The following is a 22,835-nucleotide window of genomic DNA, read 5'->3' on the forward strand; positions in this document are numbered from 1 at the left end:
CGCGCCGGCTCCCACCACGGGAGCCGGCGCGCGGCGTACGCGACGGGGGCCGGCGCCCGCACGGCACCGGCCCCCGTCCGGTGTCTCAGTTCTCCGGGGTGTCCCCGTGCCCGCGCGGGTGCCGCCACCTGTCGTTGGGCTGGTCGTCGCGCTCGGCGTTGAGCGCGCTGTCCTCCGGCTCGTCGGTCTCCTCGAAGCTGGGCCGGCGTACCTCCTCCGGCACCGGCACCTCCACCGGCCGGGCGCCGGACTGCGGAGCGGGCTGGTAGTCCACCGCCTCGGGCGCCCCGTACGCGCCGCCGGCCGACGGGGACTCCGGCAGGTGCCGCTCGTGGCGCAGCTCCTCGCGGAAGCTCTGCGGCGGCTTGGTGGTGCGCTGCGGCAGGTCGCGGCCCAGGTCGGAGACGAGCGGGCCGTACTTGAGGTCGAACGCCGGCCGCTCGGAGCGGATGCGCGGCATCCGGTCGAAGTTGCGCAGCGGTGGCGGGCACGTGGTGGCCCACTCCAGCGAGTTGCCGAAACCCCACGGGTCGTCCACGGTGACCATCGCGCCGTACCGCCACGACTTCCAGATGTTCCAGATCACGAACAGGGTGGACGCGCCGAGGACGAACGAGCCGATGCTGGAGATCGTGTTCAGCGTGGTGAAGCCGTCACCGGGCAGGTAGTCGGCGTACCGGCGGGGCATGCCTTCGTTGCCGAGCCAGTGCTGCACCAGGAACGTGGCGTGGAAGCCGACGAACATGGTCCAGAAGTGCATCTTGCCCAGCCGCTCGTCGAGCAGCCGCCCGGTCATCTTCGGGAACCAGAAGTAGAGCCCGCCGAACGCGGCGAACACGATGGTCCCGAACATCACGTAGTGGAAGTGCGCCACCACGAAGTAGCTGTCGGTGACCTGCCAGTCCAGCGGCGGGCTGGCCAGCAGCACCCCGGTCAGGCCGCCGAGCAGGAACGTCACCAGGAAGCCGACGGCGAACAGCATCGGCGTCTCGAACGTGATCTGTCCCTTCCACATGGTGCCGATCCAGTTGAAGAACTTCACGCCGGTCGGCACCGCGATCAGGAAGCTCAGGATGCTGAAGAACGGCAGCAGCACCTGCCCGGTGGCGAACATGTGGTGCGCCCAGACCGTCATCGACAGCACCGTGATGGCGATGGTGGCCAGCACCAGGCCGGTGTAGCCGAAGATCGGCTTGCGGGAGAACACCGGAATGATCTCGGTGATGATGCCGAAGAACGGCAGCGCGATGATGTAGACCTCGGGATGGCCGAAGAACCAGAACAGGTGCTGCCACAGCATCGGCCCGCCGGTCGTCGAGTCGTACACGTGCGAGTGCAGGAGCCGGTCCGAGGCCAGCGCCATCAGCGCGGCCGCCAGCAGCGGGAACACGAAGATCACCAGCACGCTGGTGAGCAGCGCGTTCCAGGTGAAGATCGGCATCCGGAACATGGTCATGCCCGGGGCCCGCAGCGTCACGATCGTGGTGATCAGGTTGACCGCGCCGAGGATCGTGCCCAGGCCGGACACGGCCAGGCCGACCACCCACAGGTTCCCGCCGACGCCGGGGGAGTGCTGCGCGGTGCTCAACGGCGTGTACGCGGTCCAGCCGAAGTCCGCCGCGCCGGCCGGGGTGGCGAACCCGCCCACGACCATCAGCGCGCCCAGGAAGTAGAGCCAGTACGCGAACGCGTTCAGCCGGGGGAACGCCACGTCGGCGGCGCCGATCTGCAGCGGCACCAGGTAGTTGGCGAACCCGAAGAACAGCGGCGTCGCGAACAGCAGCAGCATGACCGTGCCGTGCATGGTGAACATCTGGTTGTACTGCTCCGGGGAGACGATCTGCATCCCCGGCCGGGCCAGCTCCGCCCGGATGACCAGCGCCAGGATCCCGCCGACGATGAAGTACGCGAACGACGTGATCAGATAGAGCAGGCCGATCTGCTTGGCGTCGGTGGTGCGCAGCAACCGCCACAGCGCGTTGCCCTTCACCGCTTCCCGTACGGGCCCGGGGAAGCCCCCGAACCGGGCCGGCGCGAGGATCGCGGGCCCCCGGTCTCGTGCCGGTTCCGTGACTACCCGCTTGGGCATGGCATCTCACCCCGTGTGACGACAGACAGGACGGGCGGGCGTACCCGGCCCTCTGCCCATGTAACCAGGCGAGAGCGGAGAATTCGGTCAATTAGCGGGGAGCATGGCCCAGACGACCTTGCCGGCGCCGACCGGGGTGCTGCCCCAGCGCTGGGTCAGCTCCCGCACCAGCATCAGCCCGCGGCCCCCCTCGGCGCGCGGGTCGCGGCTGGTCGCGGCGCGCGCGTCGGCCGGGCTGCCGTCCATCACCGCCACCCGCAGGTACGGCCGGCGCAGCGTCAGCGTCACCTGCATCGGGGTGCCGGCGTGCCGCACCACGTTGCCGACCAGCTCGCTGAGCACCAGCGAGGCCGGGCCGGCCAGCTCCGGCACGTTCCACCTGCCGCACGCCTCGGTGACCAGCTCCCGGGCCCGCCGGCAGGCCCCGGCCACCGGCTCCAGCCGCGCCCGCAGCCGGGGCGCCGAATCCGCGCCGGCCAGCGCCGCCGCCTCGGCGCAGTCCCGGCGCACCGGCACCACCCGGCAGGCGGTGGTCTCGTTCAGCCAGGCCGCCGTCTCGGCGCAGGGCGCGGCGAGCACCATCGGCACCGCCGGCCAGTCGGCTGCGCGCCGCGCGGCGGCGGCGAAGACGGACAGCGCCAGCGGCTCGCCGACCTCGATCTCCTCCAGGTCGACCACCAGGGCGTCCGGCTGCGCGGCGAGGCACCGGTCCAGCACCTCGTGCACCGCGCGCATCGTGCCCAGGTCGAGCGCGCCGGCCAGCCGTACGACAGTGACCGGCGACTCGTCGCGGACCTCGCACCTGATCCGGGTCACCATCGCCGTCCTCGTTTCCGTTTCGTCGGGGAGGGTCGCCCGGCCGCGGCGGTCGCCGCCTCCCGCAGCCGGAGGACTACGGACGTACCCGGGCCCCCGGCCCCCGAAACCGGGCATCCGGGCCGCCGGGGCGCAGGTCAGCGGCGGTCGCCGCGTCGCGACGCGAGCAGCCCCAGGACCAGCATGGCGGCGCCCAGCAGCAGGTGCAGCCAGGCGTCGGCGCGGTTGACCGCCAGCACGTTCGCCGCGTCGCGCCGGTCGACCGCCAGGCCGGTGAGCCACAGCGCCAGGTAGACCGCCCCGGCGCCGACCAGGAACGCGCGGGCCCCGGCGACGGTACGGGCCAGCGCCAGCCCGGCCACCCCGAGGACCAGGTGCACCAGGTTGTGCACGACCGAGACCTGGAACAGCCCCAGCAGCCGGGCGCCCGACCCCGGGCCGGCGAAGCGCAGATCCGCGTAGTCGCTGGTGATGCCGGGCACGAAGCCCAGCGCGCCGAGCAGCAGCAGGAGCACGGCGAACCCGGAGGCGATCCGGCGCACCGGCGCCCGGCCGTCGGCCGGGTTGCGGCGCGCCCGGGAGTGCGCCATCGAGTTCGTCACGCCGGCCTCCTCGCCACGCGGGGAGCGACGGTTTCCCGGGCCCGGCGCGGGCAAACGCCGGGCCGGTGGCGTACGTCAGGCGGGCTGCAACGGCTGCGCCGCGCCCTGGCGGACCCGCTCGTACAGCTCCAGGTAGCGCTGCGCCATCCGGGCCGGGGTGAACCGGCGCGCCGCCTCGCGCCGGCACTCGTCCGGCTCCAGGCCGCCGGCGGCGAGAACCAGGTCGCCCAGTTCCTCCTCGACGCCGGTGAGCAGGCCGGTGCGGCCGTGCTCGACCAGCTCCGGCAGACAGCCCCGGGCGGTGGCCACCACCGGCGTGCCCAACGCCAGCGACTCGACCACAGCGGTGCCGCCCGGCTCCTCCCAGCGCAGCGGGAACAGCGACGCCCGCGCCGAGGCGACCAGGTCGTCGCGGTCCCGCCCGGCCACCGTGCCGACCCAGCGCACCCGGTCGCCGTCGACGTACGGCGCGACGTGGTCGTGGAAGAAGCGCACGTCCGGGTTCTGCCGCGCCTCGTCGCCGGCCGCGGCGAGATCCTCCGGCCGGTGGTACGGCCCGACCGGCCCGGCCAGCACCAGCGGGAAACCGGCCTCGTGGGCCAGCCGCGCGCCCAGGTCCCGCCCCTTGCCCGGGTTGATCCGGCCGAGGATCACCACGTGGTCGCCCTTCGCCACCGAGGCTTGCCGGTCCGCGTCCACCGCGAGCGGGGTGGACAGGTGCACGTGCCCCACCGAGTGCGCGCGCAGCGCCTCCGGCGCGCGCGCCAGCTGCGACGCGGACACCCCGTTGACCCGCACCCGGTCGCCGCCGTCGAGGTTGCCGTACAGCTCGGGGTGCTTGGCCAGGTCCCAGTGCAACGTGTGCAGCGCGGGCGGGGCGTCCGGGCCCATCGCCGCGAGCGTGGCCAGCCCGACCGCCTCCACGTGGTCGTGCACCAGGTCGATGTCGTCGCGGGCGTGCAGCGCCCGCACCACCCCGGACAGGTGCGCCTGGGACACGCCGCAGACCTGGTTGTACGGCCGTTGCAGCGCGTGGAACTGGCCGTCCGGGAAGACCGCGATCTTCTCGTCCACCGGCAGCGTGCTGCTCTCCACCGAGGCCAGCACCACCCGTACGCCCAGCCGGCGCAGCTCCGGCACGAGCGTGGCCACCACGTTCTCGATCCCGCCGTAGCCGGGCGGCGGCACGGACAGCCACGGACCGGCGTTCATCAGCACGGTGAGCGTCATGCGTTGTTCCTCCTCGCGCTCACGCGGCCGCGACCCGGCGGCGGCGCGGGATGCGGTGCCGCAGTTGCGCCAGCGGCGGGCGCTCCTGCACCGACACGTCGTTGACCACGACCTCGCGGTCCAGGTTGGGCAGCGCCTCCGAGCCGCCGCGGCGGAACTGGGTCAGCAGCGCGCCCGGCATCACCCCGGGCGCCGCCCAGCCGCGCCGTTGCAGCCGCGACCAGGCGGTCAGCATGATCTGCGCGGACATCCGGCCCAGCGCCGCGGTGTCCTGGTGCCGGTGCTTGCGCTCGCCCAGGTCGACCTGGGCCAGCGCGTCCAGCCCGACCAGCTCCAGCAGGTCGATGAGCATGGCCGTCTCCACCCCGTACCCGGTGACGAACGGCACCCGCTCCAGCACCCGGCGGCGACCGGCGTACTCGCCCGCGAGCGGCTGCACGAAGCCGGCCAGCTCCGGCCAGAACAGGTTGAGCAGCGGCCGGGCCATCAGCTCCGTCACCCGGCCGCCGCCGTCGGGCTCCACGCTCGTGGCGCCGACCAGCGGCCGGTGGTAGAAGCCCTTGACGAAGTCCACGCTCGGATCGGTGAGCAACGGCCCGAGCAGCCCGGTCACGAAGTGTGGCCGGAACTCGCGCAGGTCGGCGTCGACGAACGCGACCACGTCCCCCTCGGCCGCCGCCAGCCCGGCCCAGAGCGCGTCGCCCTTGCCGGTCAGCCGGGGCAGCCCGCGCGTCATCGCGTCCTGGCTGACCACCTCGGCGCCGGCCGCGCGCGCCACCTGCGCGGTCCGGTCGGTGGACCGGGAGTCGACCACGATCAGTTCGTCGACCAGCTGCACCCGGTCCATCAGGTGCTCCCGGACCGTCGCCACGATCGCGCCGACTGTGGCCTCCTCGTTGCGTGCCGGCAGCACCACGCTGACCCGGCTGTTTCCCTTTGCCCGGACCAGTCGCTGCGCCGGCCAGTCGGCGGCGGTGCTGGTGCGGTACGTGGCCCACGCCTCCACCACAGGTGAGACGGTCGAATCTGATTCCCGCACGGGCACCCCCATTAGTGGTGGAATCGCGAACCATGGTTTTCCCAATCCCGCATCCGCGCTAACCGGATCTTGCCTGACAACCTGATCACCAGGTGCGTACCGGGCGGTTCCGGGCAGATGAACGTTGCGTTGCGCCCCTCGGCGGCGTTTCGGGCGCGGCCGCCGCGGGGAGTGGTGACCGCAGTCTTCCAGTCGTGGCGAGAGGGTTGGTCGGATGCGTACCTGCCGGGTGGGTCTGGTCGGAGCCGGCGGGGTGGCGCAACGCCACGCCCGGGTGCTCACCGGCTTCGAGGACGTGGAGCTGCTCGGCGTGACCGACGTCGCGCCGGACGCGGCGGAGGCGCTCGCCGGCACGTACGGCGGCCGGGTGTTCCGCGACGTGGAGGAGCTGCTCGCGGCCGGACCGGACGCGGTGTACGTGTGCGTGCCGCCGTTCGCCCACGGCCCGGTCGAGGAGGCGGTGGTCGCCGCCGGGGTGCCGATGTTCGTGGAGAAGCCGGTGGCGCTGGACCTGGAGACCGCCGAGCGGGTCGCGGCGCTGGTGGAGCAGCGCGGGCTGCTCACCGGCGTCGGGCACCACTGGCGCTACCTGCACGTGGTGGCGGAGGCGCGGCGGCTGCTCGCCGGCCGCCCGGTGCGGATGGTCAACGGCGCCTGGCTGGACAAGGTGCCGCCGGTGGCCTGGTGGGCGCGGCGGGACCGCTCCGGCGGCCCGGTGGTCGAGCAGGCCGCGCACGTGCTGGACCTGGTCCGGCTGCTGGCCGGCGAGGCGGTCGAGGTGAGCGCGTACGGCGACGGCAGCCCGCCGCCGGTCGACGGCGCCGACATCGACTCGGTGACCGCGGCCACGCTGCGCTTCGGCTCCGGCGCGGTCGGCACGCTCGCCGCGTCGTGCGTGCTGGGCTGGAAGCACCGGGCCGGCGTGGAGATCCTCGCCGACGGGCTGGCGCTGTGGCTGGCCGAGGACGGCCTGACCGTCCGGGACGGCGACGGCGAGCGGCACCTGCCCGCCGACCCGGACGGCGCGCGGATCGCCGTCGACCGGGCCTTCGTCGACGCCGTTCGTGGTCTCGGCGACGACGTCCGGGTGCCGTACGCCGAGGCGCTGCGCACCCACCGGCTGGCGCTCGCGGTGGCCGAGTCGGCGCGTACCGGCCGGCCGGTGGCGCTGCCCACCGGGCCGGCGTCGCGGCTGACCGCGCCGGTCGTGGACGCGGGGGTGGGCGTCGATGCGTGACCGGGTGGTGGTGGTCGGCGGCCCGGGCCGGGTCGAGCTGGCCGAACTGGACGCGCCGGAGCTGCGCGAGGGCACGTTCCGGGTGGAGACGCTCTACAGCGGCGTGTCCGCCGGCACCGAGCTGAGCTTCGTCAAGGGCACCAACCCGTACCTGCACGTCACCTGGGACGCCGCGCTCGGACTGTTCCGGCCCGGCGGGGCGAGCACGCCGTACCCGGTGACCCGGCTCGGCTACATGCAGGTCGGGCGGGTGGTGGAGAGCCGTACCCCGGCCGTCGCGGTGGGTGAGGTCGGGGCCATGACGTACGGGCACCGCAGCGGCTGGGTCGCCGACCCGCTCACCGAGCGGTTCGTGCCGCTGCCCGACGACCTGGACCCGCTGCTCGGCGTGTACGTCGCGCACATGGGCCCGATCTGCGCCAACGGGCTGCTGCACGCCGCCGCCGACCTGTGCGGCGCCGACGTGCGCAAGCTCGGCGACGGCGTACGCGGTCGCCGGGTGGCGGTGGTCGGCGGCGGCGTGGTGGCGCTGCTGACCGCGCTGTTCGCCCGCCGCCACGGCGCCGCCTCGGTGGTCGTGGTCGACCCGACGCCGGCCCGGCGGCAGGTGGCCGAGGCGCTCGGCCTGGACACGCTCGACCCGGACGCGGACGACCCGGCGGTGGTGCTCAAGACCCGGTGGAACCACGCGGCCGGGGACCGGGGCGCGGACGTGGTCTTCCAGTGCCGCGGCCAGGACTGGGCGCTGCAACTCGCGCTGCGCCTGCTGCGACCGCAGGGCACGGTGGTCGACCTGGCGTTCTACCAGGCCGGTGCGGACGCGGTCCGCCTCGGCGAGGAGTTCCATCACAACGGGCTGTCGCTGCGGTGCGCGCAGATCGGCCGGGTGCCGCGCGGCCTGGCCCCCACCTGGGACCGCGAGCGGTTGTCCGCGGAGACGGTGGAGCTGCTGCGCCAGTACGGCGACATGATCCGCAAGCACCTGATCTCGGCAGTTGTCCCCCTGGACGAGGCCCCCGCCCTGCTGACCGACCTGGCCCAACGCCGCCGCACCGAACTCCAGGTGGTCCTGACCCCCTGACCCCATTTCCAGGGCGTCGATCATGAGGTTGGCGGCGACAAAACGGGCACCGGACGCCGCCAACCTCATGATCGACGGAAGCGGACGGGGCGGGCGGAACCCGGCGCGCGGCGGGCGGGGGTCACAATCGGCTCCGGTTCGCGTACCGTTGCCGCTCATGGGTGTGTCGCAACGGTTGAAGACCAGGTTCCGCCGGTTCCTCCAGCGCCCGGGGACGACTGTCGACCTGGCTCCGCTGGAGAAGCTGCTGCCGGCGATCGAGGCGCGCGAGGCTGACCTGGAGAAGCTCTCCGACGCCGAGCTGACCGAGGCCGCCGGCCAGGCGTCGGGGTACGAGGAGATCTGCGCGATCGGGCGCGAGGCGGCCCGGCGCGGGCTCGACCAGCGCCCCTACGACGTGCAGCTGCTCGGCGCGATGGCGCTGCTGTCCGGCAAGGTCGCCGAGATGGCCACCGGTGAGGGCAAGACGCTCACCGCGACCGTCGCCGCGTACGGCCACGTGCGGCTGGGCAACGGCCCGGTGCACGTGCTCACCGTCAACGACTACCTGGCCCGCCGCGACGCCGAGTGGATGACGCCGGTCTACGACCTGCTCGGGCTCAGCGTCGGCTGGGTCAACGAGGCGTCCACGCCCGACGAGCGGCGCGCCGCGTACGCCTGCGACGTCACCTACGTCTCGGTCAGCGAGGCCGGCTTCGACTTCCTGCGCGACCAGCTCGTCACCGACCTGGCCGACCGGGTGCAGCCGCCGCTGAAGACCGCGATCGTGGACGAGGCCGACTCGATCCTGATCGACGAGGCCCGGGTGCCGATGGTGCTGGCCGGGGCGGTCGGCGGCGAGCAGGACCCGGTGCACGCCGCCGCCGCGCTCGTACGCGGGCTGCGCAAGGGCAAGCACTACACGGTCGCCGAGGACGGCCGCAGCGTCGCCTTCACCTCGGTCGGCCTGGCCACCGTCGAGGCCAAGCTCGGCGGCATCGACCTGTACGACGAGGAGCACGTCGGGCAGCTCTCCGCGGTGAACGTGGCGCTGCACGCGCACGCCCTGCTGCACCGCGACGTGGACTACATCGTCCGGGACGACTCGGTCGAGCTGATCGACGAGATGCGCGGCCGGGTCGCCCAGCGCCGCCGCTGGCCCGACGGGCTGCAGGCCGCGGTCGAGGCGAAGGAGGGCCTGGACGCCACCGCCGAGGGCGAGGTGCTGGGCACGATCACCGTGCAGGCGTACATCGCGCTCTACCCGACGGTCTGCGGGATGACAGCGACCGCGGTGCTCGTCGGCGACCAGCTCCGCGAGTTCTTCGGCCTCGAGGTCGCGGTGATCCCGCCGAACACCCCCTGCGTCCGCGAGGACGAGCCGGACCGCATCTACGCCACCCGCGCCGAGAAGGAGGAGGCGCTGGTCGACGAGATCACGCGCTGCCACGAGGCGGGGCGGCCGGTGCTGGTCGGCACGCTCGACGTCAAGGAGTCCGAGGGGCTGGCCGCCGCGCTGAACGCCGCCGGCGTGTCGTGCGTGGTGCTCAACGCCAAGAACGACGACGAGGAGGCCGGGATCATCGCGGAGGCCGGCGCGTACGGCGCGGTGACGGTCTCCACGCAGATGGCCGGCCGGGGCGTCGACATCCGGCTGGGCGGCAGCGACCAGGCCGACCGGGACCGGGTGGCCGAGCTGGGCGGTCTCTACGTGATCGGCAGCGGCCGGCACGACAGCCGCCGGGTCGACGACCAGCTCCGCGGCCGGGCCGGGCGGCAGGGCGACCCGGGCGGGTCGGTGTTCTTCGTCAGCCTGGAGGACGACCTGGTGGTCCGGCACGCCGGCGACACCGTGCCGGCCTCGCCCCGGATGAACGCCGACGGCCTGGTCACCGACCCGCAGGTCGACTACGCGGTGGAGCACGCCCAGCGCGTCGCCGAGGGCGTCAACCACGAGATCCACCGCAACACGTGGCGCTACAGCCAGGTGATCGAGCAGCAGCGCAAGGCGCTCGCCGAGCGCCGGGAGCGGCTGCTGACCAGCGACATCGCCGCGCTGATGCTGCTGGAGCGGGTGCCGGAGAAGGCCGGCGAGATGGACGAGGACCTGCTCGCCGACGTGGCCCGCAAGATCGCCCTCTACCACCTGGACCGGCTCTGGGCCGACCACCTGGCCGAGCTGTCCGAGGTCCGCGAGGGCGTGCACCTGCGGGCGCTGGGCCGGCTCGACCCGCTCGACGAGTTCCACCGCAGCGCGGTGCCGGCGTTCAACGCGCTGGTGCCAGAGATCGAGACGCGGACCGTGGCCACGTTCGAGGAGACCGAGTTCGACGAGGGCTGGGAGCCGGACTCGTCGAAGCTGGTGCGGCCGAGCGCCACCTGGACGTACCTCGTGCACGACAACCCGTTCGGCTCGGAGCTGGACCGGCTGATCGCCTCGGTGGGCCGGCGGCTCATCTCCGGGTCGCGCTGACCCGCGCGGAAAGGCCCTTCCCGGCGCGACCGGGAGGGGCCTTTTTGCGCGGTTTCGCCCGCGGTCTGGGAGGGTAGTAGGCCGAGGCCCGGCCACAGGAGGGACGGACATGGGACAGGCAACGGCGCCGAGCGGGGACATCGGGTGGACGGTGGAGGCCACGGCCCGGTGAACCTCGACACGCGCCAACCCATGATCGACAACCTTGGTGTGCTGGAGACCGCCGCGCTGCTGCGCGAGCTGACCGCCGGACTGATCGGCGCGGCCGGGTTCGACGAGGCGCTGGACCGCCTGGTCCGCATCGCCCGCGACGCCGTACCGGCCGTGGACAGCTGCGGCTTCACCGCGCTGCGCGCCGGTGAGCCCGCCGGCGTGGCCGCCTCCGATCCGGAGCGGGCCGAGCTGGACGACCTGCGGCACGGCCCGGACACGCCCGCGATGACCGCGATCCGCCGCCGGGAGATGATCACCGCGGGCGGGCTGTCCGGCGACCCGCGCTGGCCGGTCTGGAACGAGCGGGCCCGCGCCCTGGGGGTGCACGGGGTGATCTCCGCGCCGGTCGACATCGACGAACAGGTCATCGGCGCGATCAACCTCTACGCCGACTCGCCCGACGCGCTGACGCCCCGGCACCAGCTCACCGCGATGCTCCTGGCCGAGCACGCCGGGCTGCTGCTGGCCGCCGCGCGCGACCGCGAGCGGGCGGCCACCCGCGCCGGTCAGCTCGACGACACGCTGCTGGCCGAGGGGGTGGTCGGGCAGGCCGTCGGCGTGATCATGACACAGCGCGGCTGTCCCGCCCCGGAGGCCCTGCGGGTGCTGCGCAGCGCGGCGTCCTCGCTGGACATCCCGCTGCGCGAGGTCGCCGAGCGGCTCGTGCTGACCGTCTCCCGGCCCCGGGACAACTGAGCGACAGTCGTTTCACCCCGCGGCGCCTCGGGTAGCACTCTGGACTGGTGAGCTGCGCGGACCTGGGGAGGAAGCGATGCAGAGCCGTCTACGGGTGCAGGGGCACCCCATCCAACCGATGCTGGTGACGTTCCCGTTCGGCCTGTTCGTCTGTGCCGCGGTCTTCGACCTGGCCGACGTGGCGGGCGGTCCGGCGTTCCTCGGTGAGGTGGGCTACTGGACCGCGGTGGCCGCGCTCGTCGCGGCCGGGCTCACCACCGTCGCCGGAATGGTCGACCTGTGGGACGTGCGGGCCGGCCGGACCAGCCGGACGGTGCTGATGTTCAACCTCGTCAACGCCGTGATGGCGGCGCTGTTCCTGCTCTCCTGCCTGATCCGGGCGAGCGCGCCGCAGCGGGGCGCGACCGGTGTCCTGCTCGCCGCGGAACTCGTGGCGCTCGCCGTCGGCGCGGTCGGCGTGGCCCTGGGCGCGCGGCTGATGCAGCAGTTCGACCGGGTCACCGAGCCGGCCGGGTTTGAGCCGTTCGCCGAGGTGCCCGCCGGTTCCACAGTCGAGATCGCCCGCCCGCGCCCGTACTGACGCCGGCCGAATTCCGTTGCCGCGGTCGGCGCGGAGCGGCAGGCTCGCGGGCATGGTCGGGACGTTCGAGGAACTGGTAGCCGAAGCCGAGGCGGCGCCGGTCGAGGGCTGGGGCTTCGACTGGCTGCGCGGCCGCGCCACCGAGGAGCGCCCGCCCTGGGGGTACGCGCGACTGGTCGGCGAGCGGATGGCCGCCGTGAAGGCGGCGCTGGACATCGACACCGGCGGGGGAGAGGTGCTGGCCGAGGTGCCCGCGCCGCCGCCGCTGCTGGTCGCCACCGAGGCGTGGCCGCCGAACGTGCCGGTGGCCCGGCGCAACCTTCGCCCGCTCGGCGCGACAGTGGTGCGGGTGGGCGACCGCCCGCCGCTGCCGTTCCGGGACGCCACGTTCGACCTGGTGGTGAGCCGTCACCCGGTGCACACCTGGTGGGACGAGGTGGCCCGGGTGCTGCGGCCCGGCGGCGCCTACCTGTCCCAGCAGATCGGCCCCGGCACGGTGCGGGAGCTGAGCGAGGCGATCCTCGGGCCGCTGCCGCCGCCGGAGCACCGCCACCCGGAGGTGGCGGTCGCCGACGCGCGGGCCGCCGGGCTGACGGTGGTCGACCTGCGCGAGGCCACGCTGCGTGCCGTCTTCCACGACATCGGCGCGGTGGTCTGGTTCCTGCGCAAGGTGGTCTGGACGGTGCCCGGCTTCACCGTCGGCCGCTACACCGACGAGCTGCGCCGCCTGGACGAGCGGATCCGCGCCGACGGACCGTTCGTCGCGTACGCCCGCCGTTTCCTCATCGAGGCGCGCCGGGGCTGAGCGGGCCGGGCCGGTGGGCGGCGGCGTGGTGCGCGGCCAGCACGTCGGCGCCGAAGTCACCGGCCGGGCGGCGCAGCACGGTGTGCGCGTGGTTGCCGTCGTCGGTGGTGTTGTCGTACTCGATCAGCAGGTCCTCGCCCTGCACCCGGTAGTAGTGCCGTCGGCCCGGCTCGACCGGCCCGGCCCAGGCGAAGTGCAGCTCGCCGCCGTCGAGCCGGTCGGCCTCCCGGGCCGCCAGTTCCGGCGGGAGCCGGTCCAGGTAGAGCGCGACCAGCCGGTCCAGCAGCGCCCGGCCGGTCGGCCGCAGCCGCCCCCGGGGTACGCCGGGCGGGTCGAGCCGGCCGGGGGCGGTGGCCCGGGTGGCGCTGATGATGTCGGTGGGCGCCTCGTCGGCGATGATCGCGGCGGACCGGCCGCCCGGACCGAGCGCGTCGAGCAGCTCGCGGGCCAGGTCCTCCTCCGGGCCGAGCGGCCGGGTCACCGGGCGGCCGGCGTGCCGGACGGTGGCCGGGTTCGCGCCGAGGAAGACCGGCGCGGGGGAGACCCGGTCGTCGGCGACGGTCATGCTCACCGACAGGTGGTGTCCCTCGAACCGCCAGGCCCAGTCGTCGTCGCGGTCCGGGTCGCCGAAGACGGCCACCCAGTAGTCGCCGCTGTGCCGTCCGCGCCGCCAGTCCTCGGCCCGGTCCAGCACCTCCTCCAGCGCCATCACGGTCATGGCCTGCGCGTACGCGGCCGGGCTGAGCGCGGTGGCGAGCAGCCGGTGGGCGGCCTTGCGGGCGTCGACGTCCAGGCCGGTGAGCGCGACGCCGGGCCGGGGCCGCGGCCGGTACTCCAGCCAGCGCCGGGCCGGCTCGTCGTCGAAGGCGTGCCGGGCGGCGTCGCGGGCCGGCTCGTCCAGCGCGGCCAGGAACGCCGCCGCGGCCGCGCGCATCTGCTCGGGTACGGGATCCTCCACCGTCTCTGTATACCGCCTGGGGCTCACTCGCGGCGCAGCAGCGCCAGCATGTCCGGCAGCTCGAAGAACCGGGCGGTCTCGACCGCCGACGGGCCGCCGTGGTCCGGGTCGGCGCCGGCGTCCAGCAGCGCGCGGACCGCCGCCTCCTGACGCCGGAACACCGCCGCGGCGAGCGCGGTCTGCCCCCTGTCGTTCACCCGGGCCGGGTCGGCGCCCCGGGCCAGCAGCGCGGCCACCGTGTCCGGGTGGGCGTGGTACGCGGCGAGGATCAGCAGCGTGTCGCCCTTGGCGTTGGTGAGGTTGACCGGCAGCCCGGCGTCCACGTTGGCGGCCAGTTCCTCGGTGGCGCCGGCCCGGGCCAGGTCGAACATCCGGTGGGCGAAGGCGATGGTCTCGTCGTCGAGTTCGTCGGGCATCCGCCCAGGCTATGGCGTCGCGGCCGGACGCGCCTGGTAGCTTGCGCAGCCGGGCACGGGAGGCGCGCGCATGGACGATCGGGTGTACGTGGGCAACGCGGCGGTGGACGGCGCGACCGACGCGGGCTGGCTGCTGGGCCACTTCAAGCCGGCCGGGGACGTGCGGCACAGCACCGACGTCGAGGTGAAGTGGGGCGTGCACCCGGCGGGGGAGAGCCGGTCCCGGTGGGCCACGGGTGAGCGACGTACCGCCCTGCTGGTGCTGATCAGCGGCGCGTTCCGGATCGAGCTGCCGGACCGCACGGTGGTGTTGCGCGCGCCCGGTGACTACGTGGTGTGGGGCCGGGGCGTGGACCACTCCTGGTACGCCGAGCGGGAGTCCACGGTGCTCACCGTCCGCTGGCCGTCGGTGCCCGGTTACAAGGTGGATCCGCCGGTCCTGCGCTGAGCCGCGAGCCGGCGTCCCAGCATCTGGTATTACCTACTTAACCGATAGGCTTTGCCGTCTAAGCTGTGCGGGTACATCCGCTCCGCACCGTGAGGACGTCCCGCCGATGACCAGCACCGCTTACGCCGATCTGCTCGCCGTCGCCGCCCGCTGGGCCGACCCGGACGGCTGGCCGGTGCCGCTGTGCTTCGACGCGTCCGAGCGGTGGTACGCCCGCCTGGACGCCGGCGACGAGCACGAGGTGTGGGCGCTGAGCTGGCTGCCCGGACAGGGCACCGGCCTGCACGACCACGGCGGCAGCGCCGGCGCGTTCCTGGTCGTGGCCGGCGTGCTCACCGAGGAGACGGTCAGCGGCGCGCGGCTGCGCCCGCACCGGCTCGCCGCCGGCGCCGGGCGGCGCTTCGGCGTACGGCACGTGCACCAGGTCACCAACCACGGCGACCAGCCCGCCGTGAGCGTGCACGTCTACCGGCCGGCGCTGACCCGGATGACCCGCTACCGCCTCGTCGCCGGCCGGCTCCGGGTCGCCGAGGTGGCCGAGGCCGGCGTGGCCTGGTGACCCACCCCCGCAACCCCGACGAACGGAAGGACGCCACGATGGCGCAGATCCCCACCACCGCAACCGAGCGCTGTCCGGCTCCGCCGCCGGGCTCGCGGGGCATCGACGAGATCCTCGCCGCCGCCCGGGCCCGCCTGCGCCGCCTCGACCCGGAGCAGGCGCACCTGGCGTGCCGGGCCGGGGCGCTGCTGGTGGACATCCGCCCGGCCGCCCAGCGCGCCGCACAGGGCACCGTGCCGGGCGCGCTCGTCGTCGAGCGCAACGTGCTGGAGTGGCGCTTCGACCCGCGCTGCGCGGCCCGGCTGCCGCAGGCGGTCGACTACGACGTGCCGGTGATCGTGCTCTGTCAGGAGGGCTACACCTCGTCGCTGGCCGCCGCCGCGCTCCAGGACATCGGCCTGCACAAGGCCACCGACGTCGTCGGCGGCTTCGCCGCCTGGCACATCGCCGGCCTGCCCACGCTCGGTCCCACCCCGCCGACCCGACCCTCGTCCGCCGCGCCCCCGGTCACCGCCGGTGGGGCGCTCCGCTGACCGTCCCGCCACACCGGCGGGGCGGGGCGACCGCCCGCACAGGAGGCTCCCATGTCCGTCGTCGCCCTCACCACCCGTCCGGCCCGATCGGGCCGCCCCGACCGGGCAGTGCCGCCCCGGCCGCGTACCGCGCCGACCGTGACCATCACCCTCGACCTGGGCGCCGGCCCACTGACGCCGGGCCTGGCCCGCCTGGCCGAGCTGCTGGACGAGCTCGCCGCCTCCGGCGAGGCGCTGGTGAGCCCGGACGAGCACCGGGCCGCCCGTACCGTGCTCGACCTGCGCCGCGCCGCCGCCGCGCCACCGCCACCGGCCGGCGGCGGCGTGCGCATCCTCACCGGCACCCGCCGGGTCCGGCTCGGCGACACCGAGATCACGCTCACCCGCATCGAGTACGACCTGCTGCTCTTCCTCGCCGAGCACCCGCGCCGGGTGTTCACCCGGCTGCAACTGCTCGCCAACGTCTGGGGCTACGAGCACGCCGTGGCCCGCACCGTCGACGTCCACGTCCGCCGGCTGCGGGCCAAGTTCGGGCCGGACACGCCGCTGGTCACCACCGTCTACGGCGTCGGCTACCGCCTCGCCGACGACGCCGCGATCACCGTGGACCGCGACGCCTGACCCGCCCTTCCCGCACGCGGCGCACCCGGAGAACCGGGTGCGCCGCGTTCACGTTCAGGACGCATCCGCCATTGTGAACCGCCGGGGAGACCCCCCGTACCAGCCCGAAACGACGCTCTGCTGTAATCAACGGGCCTCGCACGCAGAGCGAGCGCACGGCTCCGATGTGTTCGTCAAATGTCACATTCATGCAACGCAGCCGCCTCTTGACCCTCGCAGAGACGCCGGGAAGCATCGATGAGGCGGCGTCCCGGGCCGTGGGGAGATACCCGGACCAGCCCAAGGAGGACCATGTCGGTCAGCCCCGCCTCGTCGCGCGCCGGATGGCATACGTCCCAACCCGCGGTCCCCGGTCGTCCCCCCGGCGGCCAGCGTCGTCCCGCCAACACCGCCGCGCCCATGCTCACCGTCACCCTGAACATCCCACTGGCCTGTGAGGAGTCGCTCACCCCGGCCGCGCGCCGGCTGCTCGACGCCGCCCGCGAGATGCTCGAACGCGGCGACGCGGTGGTCAGCGCCGCGGTTCCGGCCGAGCGCCGGCCCGACGCCGTCCCGGCCGGCCGCGCGCCGTCCCGGCCGCTCGCCCCGACCATCCCGACCCTGCACATCCTGGCCTCGTCCCGGTCGGTGCTGCGCGACGGCGAGCCGCTGCCGCTGACCCGGCTGGAGTTCGACCTGCTGCTGCACCTGGTCGCCCACCCCCGCCGGGTGTTCACCCGCCTGCAACTGCTGAACGCGGTCTGGGGGTACGAGCACGCCGGCGTCCGCACCGTCGACGTGCACGTCCGCCGGCTGCGCGGCAAGGTCGGCGTGGACGTCCCGCTGGTCACCACCGTCTACGGCGTCGGCTACCGGCTCGCCGACGACGCCCGCGTCACCATCGACCGCACCGGCTGACCCGGGACACCCACGCGCCGATCGCCGCCGGACGGAGCCCCGACCGCCCGGAGGGATCAGGTGGTGACCCGCCCGCCCGCGCGGCACGATGGTCCGATGCGTGTGCGCCCGATCAGCCCCGACCGGCTCGTCACCGAGCTGGCCGGGCGTCTCGCCCGCACCGGGACGCCCGGCCGGCTGCGGGTCGCCGTGGACGGCCCGCCCGCCGCCGCACCGGACACGCTCGCCGAAGCCCTCGTCGCCCCGCTGCGCGCCGCCGGCCGGCCGGTGCTGCACGTACGCGCCGACGACTTCCTCCGCCCCGCCTCGGTCCGCCTGGAGCACGGCCGCACCAACCCCGACGCGTACTACGAGGGCTGGCTCGACGAACCCGGACTGCGCCGCGAGGTGCTCGACCCGGCCGGCCCCGACGGCTCAGGCCGGCTGCTGCCGTCGCTCTGGGACGCCGCCGCCGATCGGGCCAGCCGGGCCGCGTACGTGGATCTGCCGCCCGGCGGGGTGGTAGTGGTCAGCGGCGCGCTGCTGCTCGGCGGCGCGTTGCCGTTCGACGTCACGGTCCACCTCGTGCTGTCCCCGGCGGCGCTGGACCGGCGTACCGACCCGGCGCTGCGCTGGACGCTGCCCGCCTTCGCCCGCTACGCCGACGAGGTCGACCCCGCGTCCTTCGCCGACGTGGTGGTCCGGGCCGACGACCCGCGCCGCCCCGCGCTGGTCGAGGCGGCCTGACCAGCGGCTACGGACTCACCGGAAACACTCAGGAAACAGCCGGTTTGGCCCGCCGTGGGCGGGGGTAATCGCCCGGCTCACAGAGCACGGGTGATCTCGTCGCCCGCGCATCCACAGTCGGACCGGGGTCCGGGGCGCTGGCCGCCCCGGTCCGGTATGAGGACGTAGGAAGGCAGGCAGCGATGCTCGTCCACGACACGACAGCCACCGGCCGCTCCCAGGCGGAGGTCGACCAGATCCGGCAGTCCCTGCGGTCGCGGTACGACGAGCTGACCGCCGAGTACGAGCAGACGCTGGCGCAGAGCCACGTGCTGCGGCTGGTCGAGGTCGGCGACACCGCCGGCGACGACCAGGCCGACAGCGGCACCAAGACCGCCGAGCGGGACACCGCGCAGTCGCTGCTGCGCACCATCCTGGACCGGCGGGCGCAGTTCGAGCACGCGCTGACCCGCCTGGACGAGGGCACCTACGGCTTCTGCGAGGGCTGCACCGCCCCGATCCCGGTGGAGCGGTTGGAGATCTTCCCGTCCGCCACCTCCTGCGTGGCCTGCAAGCAGACCCGGGAGCGGCGGGCGGCCTGACGCCGATGCGGTTGCCGGTCGGTCCGCCGACGCGATGAACTCCTGCCATGGGTGAGATCAAGGTGGGCACCGCCTCGTGGACCGACCGGACGCTGCTCGACTCCGGCTGGTATCCGGACAGCGCCGACACGCCGGAGCGCCGGCTGTCCTACTACGCCCGGCAGTTCCCGCTGGTCGAGGTGGACGCCACCTACTACTCGCCGCCGGCCGAGCGCACCGCCCGGCTGTGGGCCGAACGCACCCCGGCCGGGTTCACGTTCAACGTCAAGGCGTTCAGCCTGCTGACCGGCCACCCCACCCGCGTCTCCGCGCTCTACAAGGACCTGCGCCCGGACACGGACAAGCGCAACGTCTACCCGGACGACCTGCCCGCGCAGGCGTACGAGGAGGTGTGGACGCGGTTCCTGTCCGCCCTGGACCCGCTCGTCGAGGCGGGCAAGCTGGGCGCGCTGCTGTTCCAGTTCCCGCCCTGGTTCACCATCAAGCGGGACAACAAGCAGTACCTGCTGGAGGTGGCCCGCCGGTGCGCGCCGTTGCGCCCGGTCTTCGAGTTCCGGCACGCCTCCTGGTTCGACGGCGACAACGCCGAGGAGACGCTGGGCTTCCTGCGTGAGCACGCGCTGCCGTTCGTCTGCGTGGACATGCCGCAGGGACACAAGTCGTCCGTCCCGCCGGTGCTGGCCGCCACCGCGGACCTCGCGATGGTCCGCTTCCACGGGCACAGCGACAAGTGGACCAGCAAGGACATCCACGAGAAGTTCGGCTACGACTACTCGAAGCGGGAGCTGCGCGACTGGGCGCCGAAACTGCGCGAGCTGGCCGGCGAGGCCGAGCAGACACACGCCCTGATGAACAACTGCTACCGGGACAACGCGCAGCGCAACGCCCGTACCCTCGCCGGTCTGCTGGACGCCTGAGCCGGCCTCACCCGCTCCGGGTGAGGCCGGCTCACCCGTCCGCGACGCAGCATGACCGTGGACGCGCTCCGCCGGCCGGGCGGAGGCGCCGCGACGAGGAGGTGGGTCATGACGGTACGGGTGGTGGCGGATCGACGCCGCGGTGGCGTACTGCACGTGGTCGGCAGCTCCGAGGCGCCTCGGCGGGCCGAACGGCCCGGCCGGTTCCGTCCGACCCGGTTGTGGCGGGGGCCCAGCGGACCGCCGCGCCGCGCCGAAGACCGACGCTGGGAGACCGACGCACGGGGGTGATCCCGATGGCCGAACAGATGTTGTCCGCGTTCGAGTCCTCGCTGGACAAGACGAACGTGATCCTCAAGGAGATCGAGTCCGCGTACGGCTGGCCCAAGGAGCAGCGCAACCAGTCCTACGCCGCGTTGCGTACGGTGCTGCACCTGCTGCGGGACCGGATGCCGGTGCAGGAGAGCGTCGAGTTCGCCCAGCAGTTGCCGGTGCTGGTGCGGGGCGTCTACTTCGACGGCTGGCAGCCGGAGAACGTGCCGATCAAGCTGAACCGCGACGACTTCCTGTACGAGGTGCGCCAGGGCTTCCCGTACGACGTCGAGGGCGGCGCGCAGCGGGTGGTGCAGGTCGTGCTGGACACGTTGCGCCGGCACGTCACCCAGGGCGAGTGGGAGGACGTGAAGTCCACCATGCCGAAGGATCTGCGTCAGCTCATTCCCTGACCCGGCGCTGGCCCGGTCCGTCCCGCCCCCTCGGCGGGGCGGGCCGACGGCGTCCCGACCAGGAACATCGCCGCGCCCCTACTGAAGGTTGATCTGGAACACCTCGAACGTCGCGCCGAACCGCGCGCCGAGCCGGCGCCCGGCCGGGCGGGCCATGCCCTCCAGGAACTCCTCGGCGTCGAAACCGCCGTCGCCGAGTCCGGTCAGGTACGCCCCGTGCGCCCGCAGCGACGCCACGCCCTTGTCGAACGTGTCGGTCACGTCCACCCCGTGCCGGGCGGCCGGCGACCCGGCCGCCCACACCTCGCGGACCCGCGACCACGGCTGGATGCCGTCGGTGAGCTGCTCCGGGAAGATCCACCGGTTGCCGGCGTCGCGGACCGCGTCCAGCGTGGCCCGGCCGCAGGCGATGTGGTCGGCCTGGTTCAGCGCGTACGCCCCGTCCCAGGTCTCCCGGAAGTTGTTCGTCAGCACCACGTCCGGCCGGTACCGGCGCACCACAGCGGCGATGGCGCGGCGCAGCGGCACGCCGTATTCCAGCAGCCCGTCGGGCAGGCCGAGGAACTCGACCACGGACACCCCGACCACGGCGGCGGAGGCGCGCTGCTCCTCTTCGCGTACCACCCGGGCGCGCTCCGGCGACATCCCGTCGATGCCCGCCTCGCCGCTGGTCAGCAGGCAGTAGACGACCTCCTTGCCCTGGGCGGTCCAGCGCGCCACCGCGGCGGCGGCGCCGAACTCCAGGTCGTCGGGGTGCGCCACCACTGCGAGCGCCCGCTGCCAGTCCTCGGCCAGTGGGGTGAGCGGCTCCGGCTGCGTCACGTGGACCTCCTCGCACGTCGTCCTCCCGCCATCCTGGCATCCGCCGGTCCCGGACGCTTGCCCCGCGAACCGTCCGTACGACGGTGTCCGGGCGTCTACGGTGTGGTTAGAGAAGATCGGGCGTGGGGTACCACCCGCTGCACACGGACCCCGGCACCACGCGGGGCGGCACACCGAGGGAGCACCCATGGCATTGAACGACGACGACATCCAGAGCAGCGGTGGCAGCGGCCTGGAGGGCCCCGCTGACGGCGGTGCCACCCCGGGTCAGCACGACGGTGGCGCGGACGGCGGCGCCGAGGGTCCCGCCGACGGCGGCGCGACTCCGGGTCAGCACGACGGTGGCGCGGACGGCGGCGCCGAGGGTCCCGCCGACGGCGGCGCGACTCCGGGTCAGCACGACGGTGGCGCCGACGGCAGCGCGGAGGGCCCGGCCGACGGTGGCGCGACTCCGGGTCAGCACGACGGCGGCGCCGACGGCAGCGCCTGACACATGAGCACGCACGTCGACCCGCCGGGTGGCCACGGCCGCCCGGCGGTTCCGCTTTCCGCCGCCGAGGCGCTTGCCCGGTGCGTCGCGGTGGAGCCGGCCAAGTTCGCCGCCGACCACTGGGGGCGAAGCCCGCTGCTGTCCCGCGCCGCGGAGCTGCCCAGCCCGGACGGCTTCACCGACCTGCTCAGCCCCGCCGACGCCGACGAGCTGCTCAGCCGCCGCGGCCTGCGTACCCCGTTCCTGCGGGTCGCCAAGGACGGCCGGCTCGTGCCGGCGGCGCGGTACACCGGCGGCGGTGGCGCGGGCGCCGAGATCGGCGACCAGGTCCTCGACGAGAAGGTGCTGGCGCTCTACGCCGACGGCGCGACGCTGGTGCTGCAGGGCCTGCACCGCACCTGGCCGGCGATCGTCGACTTCGCCCGCGACCTGGGCGCCGCGCTGGCCCAGCCGTTGCAGGTGAACGCCTACCTGACCCCGGCGGGCAGCCAGGGCTTCGCCACTCACTACGACACCCACGACGTGTTCGTGCTCCAGGTCGACGGACGCAAGCACTGGCGCATCCACCCGCCGGTGCTGGCCGACCCGCTGGAGCGCCAGCCCTGGGGCGGCCGGGCCGACGAGGTCTCCGCGACCGCCGAAGGACGCCCCGAGCTGGACGTGGTGCTCTCTCCGGGCGACGCGCTCTACCTGCCGCGCGGCTGGCTGCACAGCGCCCAGGCGCAGGAGTCCAGCTCGCTGCACCTGACCGTGGGCATCCGGGCGCTGACCCGGTACGCGGTGGTCGAGGAACTGCTCGCGCTGGCCGCCGAGGACGCGCGGCTGCGCGCGAGCCTGCCGTTCGGGCTGGACCTGGCCGACCCGGACGCGATCGAGCCGGAGCTGACCGAGACCGTCGAGGCGCTGCGCGACTGGCTGCTGCGGGCCGACCCGGCGGCGGTGGCCGGCCGGCTGCGTGCCCGGGTCTGGCCGGCCGCCCGCCCGGCGCCGATCCGGCCGCTGGCCCAGGCCGAGGCGCTGGCCCGGCTGAGCGCGGACAGCGAGGTCGCGGTGCGCGGCGGCCTGCGCTGGCAGCTCACCCCGGCCGCCGACGGACGGGTGACGCTGCGCGTGCCCGACCGCACGCTCACTCTGCCCGGCACCTGCGAGGCGGCGCTGCGCGCGCTGCTCACCGGCGAGGTGACGAGGGTCGGCGACCTGCCCGGCCTCGACGACGACGCCGACCGCCTGGTGCTGGCCCGCCGGCTGCTCAAGGAGGCAGTCCTGGTTCCCGCCTGACCCGATGATCATGAGGTTGACCGG

Annotated in this window: 25 protein-coding genes; 17 read left to right on the top strand and 8 right to left on the bottom strand. The window is 74.3% G+C overall.

All coding sequences use genetic code 11. The features are described 5' to 3' along the window. Positions 1-85 precede the first annotated feature (85 nt). From ctaD to J3R08_RS14975, 5 genes are all read right to left on the bottom strand, one after another. Entirely contained in the window at positions 86-2,089 is a 2,004-nt protein-coding gene (gene ctaD, locus J3R08_RS14955) for a cytochrome c oxidase subunit I (protein ID WP_043324493.1), read from the bottom strand. 87 nt (positions 2,090-2,176) lie between these two features. Further along, a complete protein-coding gene (locus J3R08_RS14960; protein ID WP_043324490.1) occupies positions 2,177-2,908 on the bottom strand; it encodes an ATP-binding protein in 732 nt (243 codons plus the stop codon). Positions 2,909-3,042: 134 nt separating this feature from the next. Then, the gene (locus J3R08_RS14965; protein ID WP_043330186.1) at positions 3,043-3,495 is read right to left on the bottom strand and encodes a DUF4383 domain-containing protein; all 453 of its coding nucleotides are present in this window, start codon (positions 3,493-3,495) and stop codon (positions 3,043-3,045) included. Positions 3,496-3,582: 87 nt separating this feature from the next. Next, complete coding sequence (locus J3R08_RS14970; RefSeq protein WP_209961673.1) at positions 3,583-4,737, bottom strand: glycosyltransferase; 1,155 nt, start codon at positions 4,735-4,737, stop codon at positions 3,583-3,585. Positions 4,738-4,756: 19 nt separating this feature from the next. Then, the gene (locus J3R08_RS14975) at positions 4,757-5,788 is read right to left on the bottom strand and encodes a glucosyl-3-phosphoglycerate synthase (protein WP_181373806.1); all 1,032 of its coding nucleotides are present in this window, start codon (positions 5,786-5,788) and stop codon (positions 4,757-4,759) included. Positions 5,789-5,990: 202 nt separating this feature from the next. Here J3R08_RS14975 and J3R08_RS14980 point away from each other — a divergent pair, with 202 nt between their 5' ends. From J3R08_RS14980 to J3R08_RS15005, 6 genes are all read left to right on the top strand, one after another. Continuing rightward, the gene (locus J3R08_RS14980) at positions 5,991-7,013 is read left to right on the top strand and encodes a Gfo/Idh/MocA family protein (RefSeq protein ID WP_209961675.1); all 1,023 of its coding nucleotides are present in this window, start codon (positions 5,991-5,993) and stop codon (positions 7,011-7,013) included. Next, complete coding sequence (locus J3R08_RS14985) at positions 7,006-8,094, top strand: zinc-binding alcohol dehydrogenase (protein ID WP_209961676.1); 1,089 nt, start codon at positions 7,006-7,008, stop codon at positions 8,092-8,094. Before J3R08_RS14980 ends, J3R08_RS14985 begins: the two co-directional genes overlap by 8 nt. Before the next feature lie 157 nt (positions 8,095-8,251). Continuing rightward, positions 8,252-10,546, top strand: coding sequence for an accessory Sec system translocase SecA2 (gene secA2 / locus J3R08_RS14990; RefSeq protein ID WP_043324478.1), 2,295 nt, complete (start codon positions 8,252-8,254; stop codon positions 10,544-10,546). A 192-nt stretch (positions 10,547-10,738) separates the two neighbouring features. Beyond that, the gene (locus tag J3R08_RS14995; RefSeq protein WP_205796412.1) at positions 10,739-11,455 is read left to right on the top strand and encodes a GAF and ANTAR domain-containing protein; all 717 of its coding nucleotides are present in this window, start codon (positions 10,739-10,741) and stop codon (positions 11,453-11,455) included. 76 nt (positions 11,456-11,531) lie between these two features. Continuing rightward, positions 11,532-12,035, top strand: coding sequence for a DUF2231 domain-containing protein (locus J3R08_RS15000; RefSeq protein WP_064446131.1), 504 nt, complete (start codon positions 11,532-11,534; stop codon positions 12,033-12,035). 52 nt (positions 12,036-12,087) lie between these two features. Then, a complete protein-coding gene (locus J3R08_RS15005) occupies positions 12,088-12,840 on the top strand; it encodes a class I SAM-dependent methyltransferase (protein WP_209961677.1) in 753 nt (250 codons plus the stop codon). Here the strand turns inward: J3R08_RS15005 and J3R08_RS15010 are convergent. After that, complete coding sequence (locus J3R08_RS15010) at positions 12,818-13,774, bottom strand: DUF3500 domain-containing protein (RefSeq protein WP_245255329.1); 957 nt, start codon at positions 13,772-13,774, stop codon at positions 12,818-12,820. The genes J3R08_RS15005 and J3R08_RS15010 overlap by 23 nt on opposite strands. 47 nt (positions 13,775-13,821) lie before the next feature. After that, a complete protein-coding gene (locus J3R08_RS15015) occupies positions 13,822-14,214 on the bottom strand; it encodes an ankyrin repeat domain-containing protein (protein ID WP_064446128.1) in 393 nt (130 codons plus the stop codon). Between the two features lie 70 nt (positions 14,215-14,284). Here J3R08_RS15015 and J3R08_RS15020 point away from each other — a divergent pair, with 70 nt between their 5' ends. The 9 genes from J3R08_RS15020 to J3R08_RS15060 all read left to right on the top strand — a co-directional run bounded on the left by J3R08_RS15020 (position 14,285) and on the right by J3R08_RS15060 (position 20,221). Then, the gene (locus J3R08_RS15020; RefSeq protein ID WP_064446127.1) at positions 14,285-14,662 is read left to right on the top strand and encodes a hypothetical protein; all 378 of its coding nucleotides are present in this window, start codon (positions 14,285-14,287) and stop codon (positions 14,660-14,662) included. Between the two features lie 106 nt (positions 14,663-14,768). Continuing rightward, positions 14,769-15,221 (top strand): cysteine dioxygenase family protein, encoded by a 453-nt coding sequence (locus J3R08_RS15025; protein WP_187694440.1) that lies wholly within the window; start codon positions 14,769-14,771, stop codon positions 15,219-15,221. A gap of 38 nt (positions 15,222-15,259) precedes the next feature. After that, complete coding sequence (locus J3R08_RS15030) at positions 15,260-15,754, top strand: rhodanese-like domain-containing protein (protein ID WP_069089869.1); 495 nt, start codon at positions 15,260-15,262, stop codon at positions 15,752-15,754. Positions 15,755-15,805: 51 nt separating this feature from the next. Continuing rightward, positions 15,806-16,375 carry a winged helix-turn-helix domain-containing protein gene (locus J3R08_RS15035; protein ID WP_043324471.1) on the top strand — a complete coding sequence of 190 codons (570 nt, stop codon included), beginning with the start codon at positions 15,806-15,808 and terminating at the stop codon, positions 16,373-16,375. A 291-nt stretch (positions 16,376-16,666) separates the two neighbouring features. Further along, on the top strand, positions 16,667-17,272 hold the full coding sequence (locus tag J3R08_RS15040) for a winged helix-turn-helix domain-containing protein (protein ID WP_030504027.1): 606 nt from the start codon (positions 16,667-16,669) through the stop codon (positions 17,270-17,272). Positions 17,273-17,368: 96 nt separating this feature from the next. Further along, positions 17,369-17,998 carry a uridine kinase gene (locus tag J3R08_RS15045; protein ID WP_069089814.1) on the top strand — a complete coding sequence of 210 codons (630 nt, stop codon included), beginning with the start codon at positions 17,369-17,371 and terminating at the stop codon, positions 17,996-17,998. A 182-nt stretch (positions 17,999-18,180) separates the two neighbouring features. Then, the gene (locus J3R08_RS15050) at positions 18,181-18,579 is read left to right on the top strand and encodes a TraR/DksA C4-type zinc finger protein (protein ID WP_043324464.1); all 399 of its coding nucleotides are present in this window, start codon (positions 18,181-18,183) and stop codon (positions 18,577-18,579) included. Between the two features lie 47 nt (positions 18,580-18,626). Next, a complete protein-coding gene (locus tag J3R08_RS15055) occupies positions 18,627-19,496 on the top strand; it encodes a DUF72 domain-containing protein (RefSeq protein WP_209961681.1) in 870 nt (289 codons plus the stop codon). Positions 19,497-19,792: 296 nt separating this feature from the next. After that, a complete protein-coding gene (locus J3R08_RS15060) occupies positions 19,793-20,221 on the top strand; it encodes a DUF2267 domain-containing protein (protein ID WP_209961683.1) in 429 nt (142 codons plus the stop codon). A gap of 78 nt (positions 20,222-20,299) precedes the next feature. Here the strand turns inward: J3R08_RS15060 and J3R08_RS15065 are convergent, their stop codons facing one another. Continuing rightward, positions 20,300-21,043 (bottom strand): PIG-L deacetylase family protein, encoded by a 744-nt coding sequence (locus J3R08_RS15065; RefSeq protein WP_140946525.1) that lies wholly within the window; start codon positions 21,041-21,043, stop codon positions 20,300-20,302. Positions 21,044-21,230: 187 nt separating this feature from the next. Here J3R08_RS15065 and J3R08_RS15070 point away from each other — a divergent pair, with 187 nt between their 5' ends. Further along, positions 21,231-21,533 carry a hypothetical protein gene (locus J3R08_RS15070; RefSeq protein WP_026268594.1) on the top strand — a complete coding sequence of 101 codons (303 nt, stop codon included), beginning with the start codon at positions 21,231-21,233 and terminating at the stop codon, positions 21,531-21,533. Positions 21,534-21,536: 3 nt separating this feature from the next. Beyond that, positions 21,537-22,811: a cupin domain-containing protein gene (locus J3R08_RS15075; RefSeq protein WP_209961685.1), complete on the top strand. Its 1,275-nt coding sequence runs from the start codon at positions 21,537-21,539 to the stop codon at positions 22,809-22,811. Positions 22,812-22,835: the final 24 nt, after the last annotated feature.

The organism is Micromonospora sp. HB375 (genome assembly GCF_017872985.1).
GTDB classification, from domain to species: domain Bacteria; phylum Actinomycetota; class Actinomycetes; order Mycobacteriales; family Micromonosporaceae; genus Micromonospora; species Micromonospora chalcea.

Excerpts from the sequence above, each read along its gene's own strand:
- J3R08_RS15000 (WP_064446131.1), top strand. The coding sequence starts at position 11,532 with ATGCAGAGCCGTCTACGGGTGCAGGGGCACCCCATCCAACCGATGCTG.
- J3R08_RS14995 (WP_205796412.1), top strand. The coding sequence starts at position 10,739 with ATGATCGACAACCTTGGTGTGCTGGAGACCGCCGCGCTGCTGCGCGAG.
- J3R08_RS15025 (WP_187694440.1), top strand. The coding sequence starts at position 14,769 with ATGACCAGCACCGCTTACGCCGATCTGCTCGCCGTCGCCGCCCGCTGG.
- J3R08_RS15015 (WP_064446128.1), bottom strand. The coding sequence starts at position 14,214 with ATGCCCGACGAACTCGACGACGAGACCATCGCCTTCGCCCACCGGATG.
- J3R08_RS15050 (WP_043324464.1), top strand. The coding sequence starts at position 18,181 with ATGCTCGTCCACGACACGACAGCCACCGGCCGCTCCCAGGCGGAGGTC.
- J3R08_RS15055 (WP_209961681.1), top strand. The coding sequence starts at position 18,627 with ATGGGTGAGATCAAGGTGGGCACCGCCTCGTGGACCGACCGGACGCTG.
- J3R08_RS15020 (WP_064446127.1), top strand. The coding sequence starts at position 14,285 with ATGGACGATCGGGTGTACGTGGGCAACGCGGCGGTGGACGGCGCGACC.
- J3R08_RS15060 (WP_209961683.1), top strand. The coding sequence starts at position 19,793 with ATGGCCGAACAGATGTTGTCCGCGTTCGAGTCCTCGCTGGACAAGACG.
- J3R08_RS14965 (WP_043330186.1), bottom strand. The coding sequence starts at position 3,495 with ATGGCGCACTCCCGGGCGCGCCGCAACCCGGCCGACGGCCGGGCGCCG.
- J3R08_RS15030 (WP_069089869.1), top strand. The coding sequence starts at position 15,260 with ATGGCGCAGATCCCCACCACCGCAACCGAGCGCTGTCCGGCTCCGCCG.
- J3R08_RS15075 (WP_209961685.1), top strand. The coding sequence starts at position 21,537 with ATGAGCACGCACGTCGACCCGCCGGGTGGCCACGGCCGCCCGGCGGTT.
- ctaD (WP_043324493.1), bottom strand. The coding sequence starts at position 2,089 with ATGCCCAAGCGGGTAGTCACGGAACCGGCACGAGACCGGGGGCCCGCG.
- J3R08_RS15035 (WP_043324471.1), top strand. The coding sequence starts at position 15,806 with ATGTCCGTCGTCGCCCTCACCACCCGTCCGGCCCGATCGGGCCGCCCC.
- J3R08_RS14970 (WP_209961673.1), bottom strand. The coding sequence starts at position 4,737 with ATGACGCTCACCGTGCTGATGAACGCCGGTCCGTGGCTGTCCGTGCCG.
- J3R08_RS15070 (WP_026268594.1), top strand. The coding sequence starts at position 21,231 with ATGGCATTGAACGACGACGACATCCAGAGCAGCGGTGGCAGCGGCCTG.
- J3R08_RS15040 (WP_030504027.1), top strand. The coding sequence starts at position 16,667 with ATGTCGGTCAGCCCCGCCTCGTCGCGCGCCGGATGGCATACGTCCCAA.
- J3R08_RS14960 (WP_043324490.1), bottom strand. The coding sequence starts at position 2,908 with ATGGTGACCCGGATCAGGTGCGAGGTCCGCGACGAGTCGCCGGTCACT.
- J3R08_RS14975 (WP_181373806.1), bottom strand. The coding sequence starts at position 5,788 with ATGGGGGTGCCCGTGCGGGAATCAGATTCGACCGTCTCACCTGTGGTG.
- J3R08_RS15010 (WP_245255329.1), bottom strand. The coding sequence starts at position 13,774 with ATGCGCGCGGCCGCGGCGGCGTTCCTGGCCGCGCTGGACGAGCCGGCC.
- J3R08_RS15045 (WP_069089814.1), top strand. The coding sequence starts at position 17,369 with ATGCGTGTGCGCCCGATCAGCCCCGACCGGCTCGTCACCGAGCTGGCC.
- J3R08_RS14980 (WP_209961675.1), top strand. The coding sequence starts at position 5,991 with ATGCGTACCTGCCGGGTGGGTCTGGTCGGAGCCGGCGGGGTGGCGCAA.
- J3R08_RS14985 (WP_209961676.1), top strand. The coding sequence starts at position 7,006 with ATGCGTGACCGGGTGGTGGTGGTCGGCGGCCCGGGCCGGGTCGAGCTG.
- secA2 (WP_043324478.1), top strand. The coding sequence starts at position 8,252 with ATGGGTGTGTCGCAACGGTTGAAGACCAGGTTCCGCCGGTTCCTCCAG.
- J3R08_RS15005 (WP_209961677.1), top strand. The coding sequence starts at position 12,088 with ATGGTCGGGACGTTCGAGGAACTGGTAGCCGAAGCCGAGGCGGCGCCG.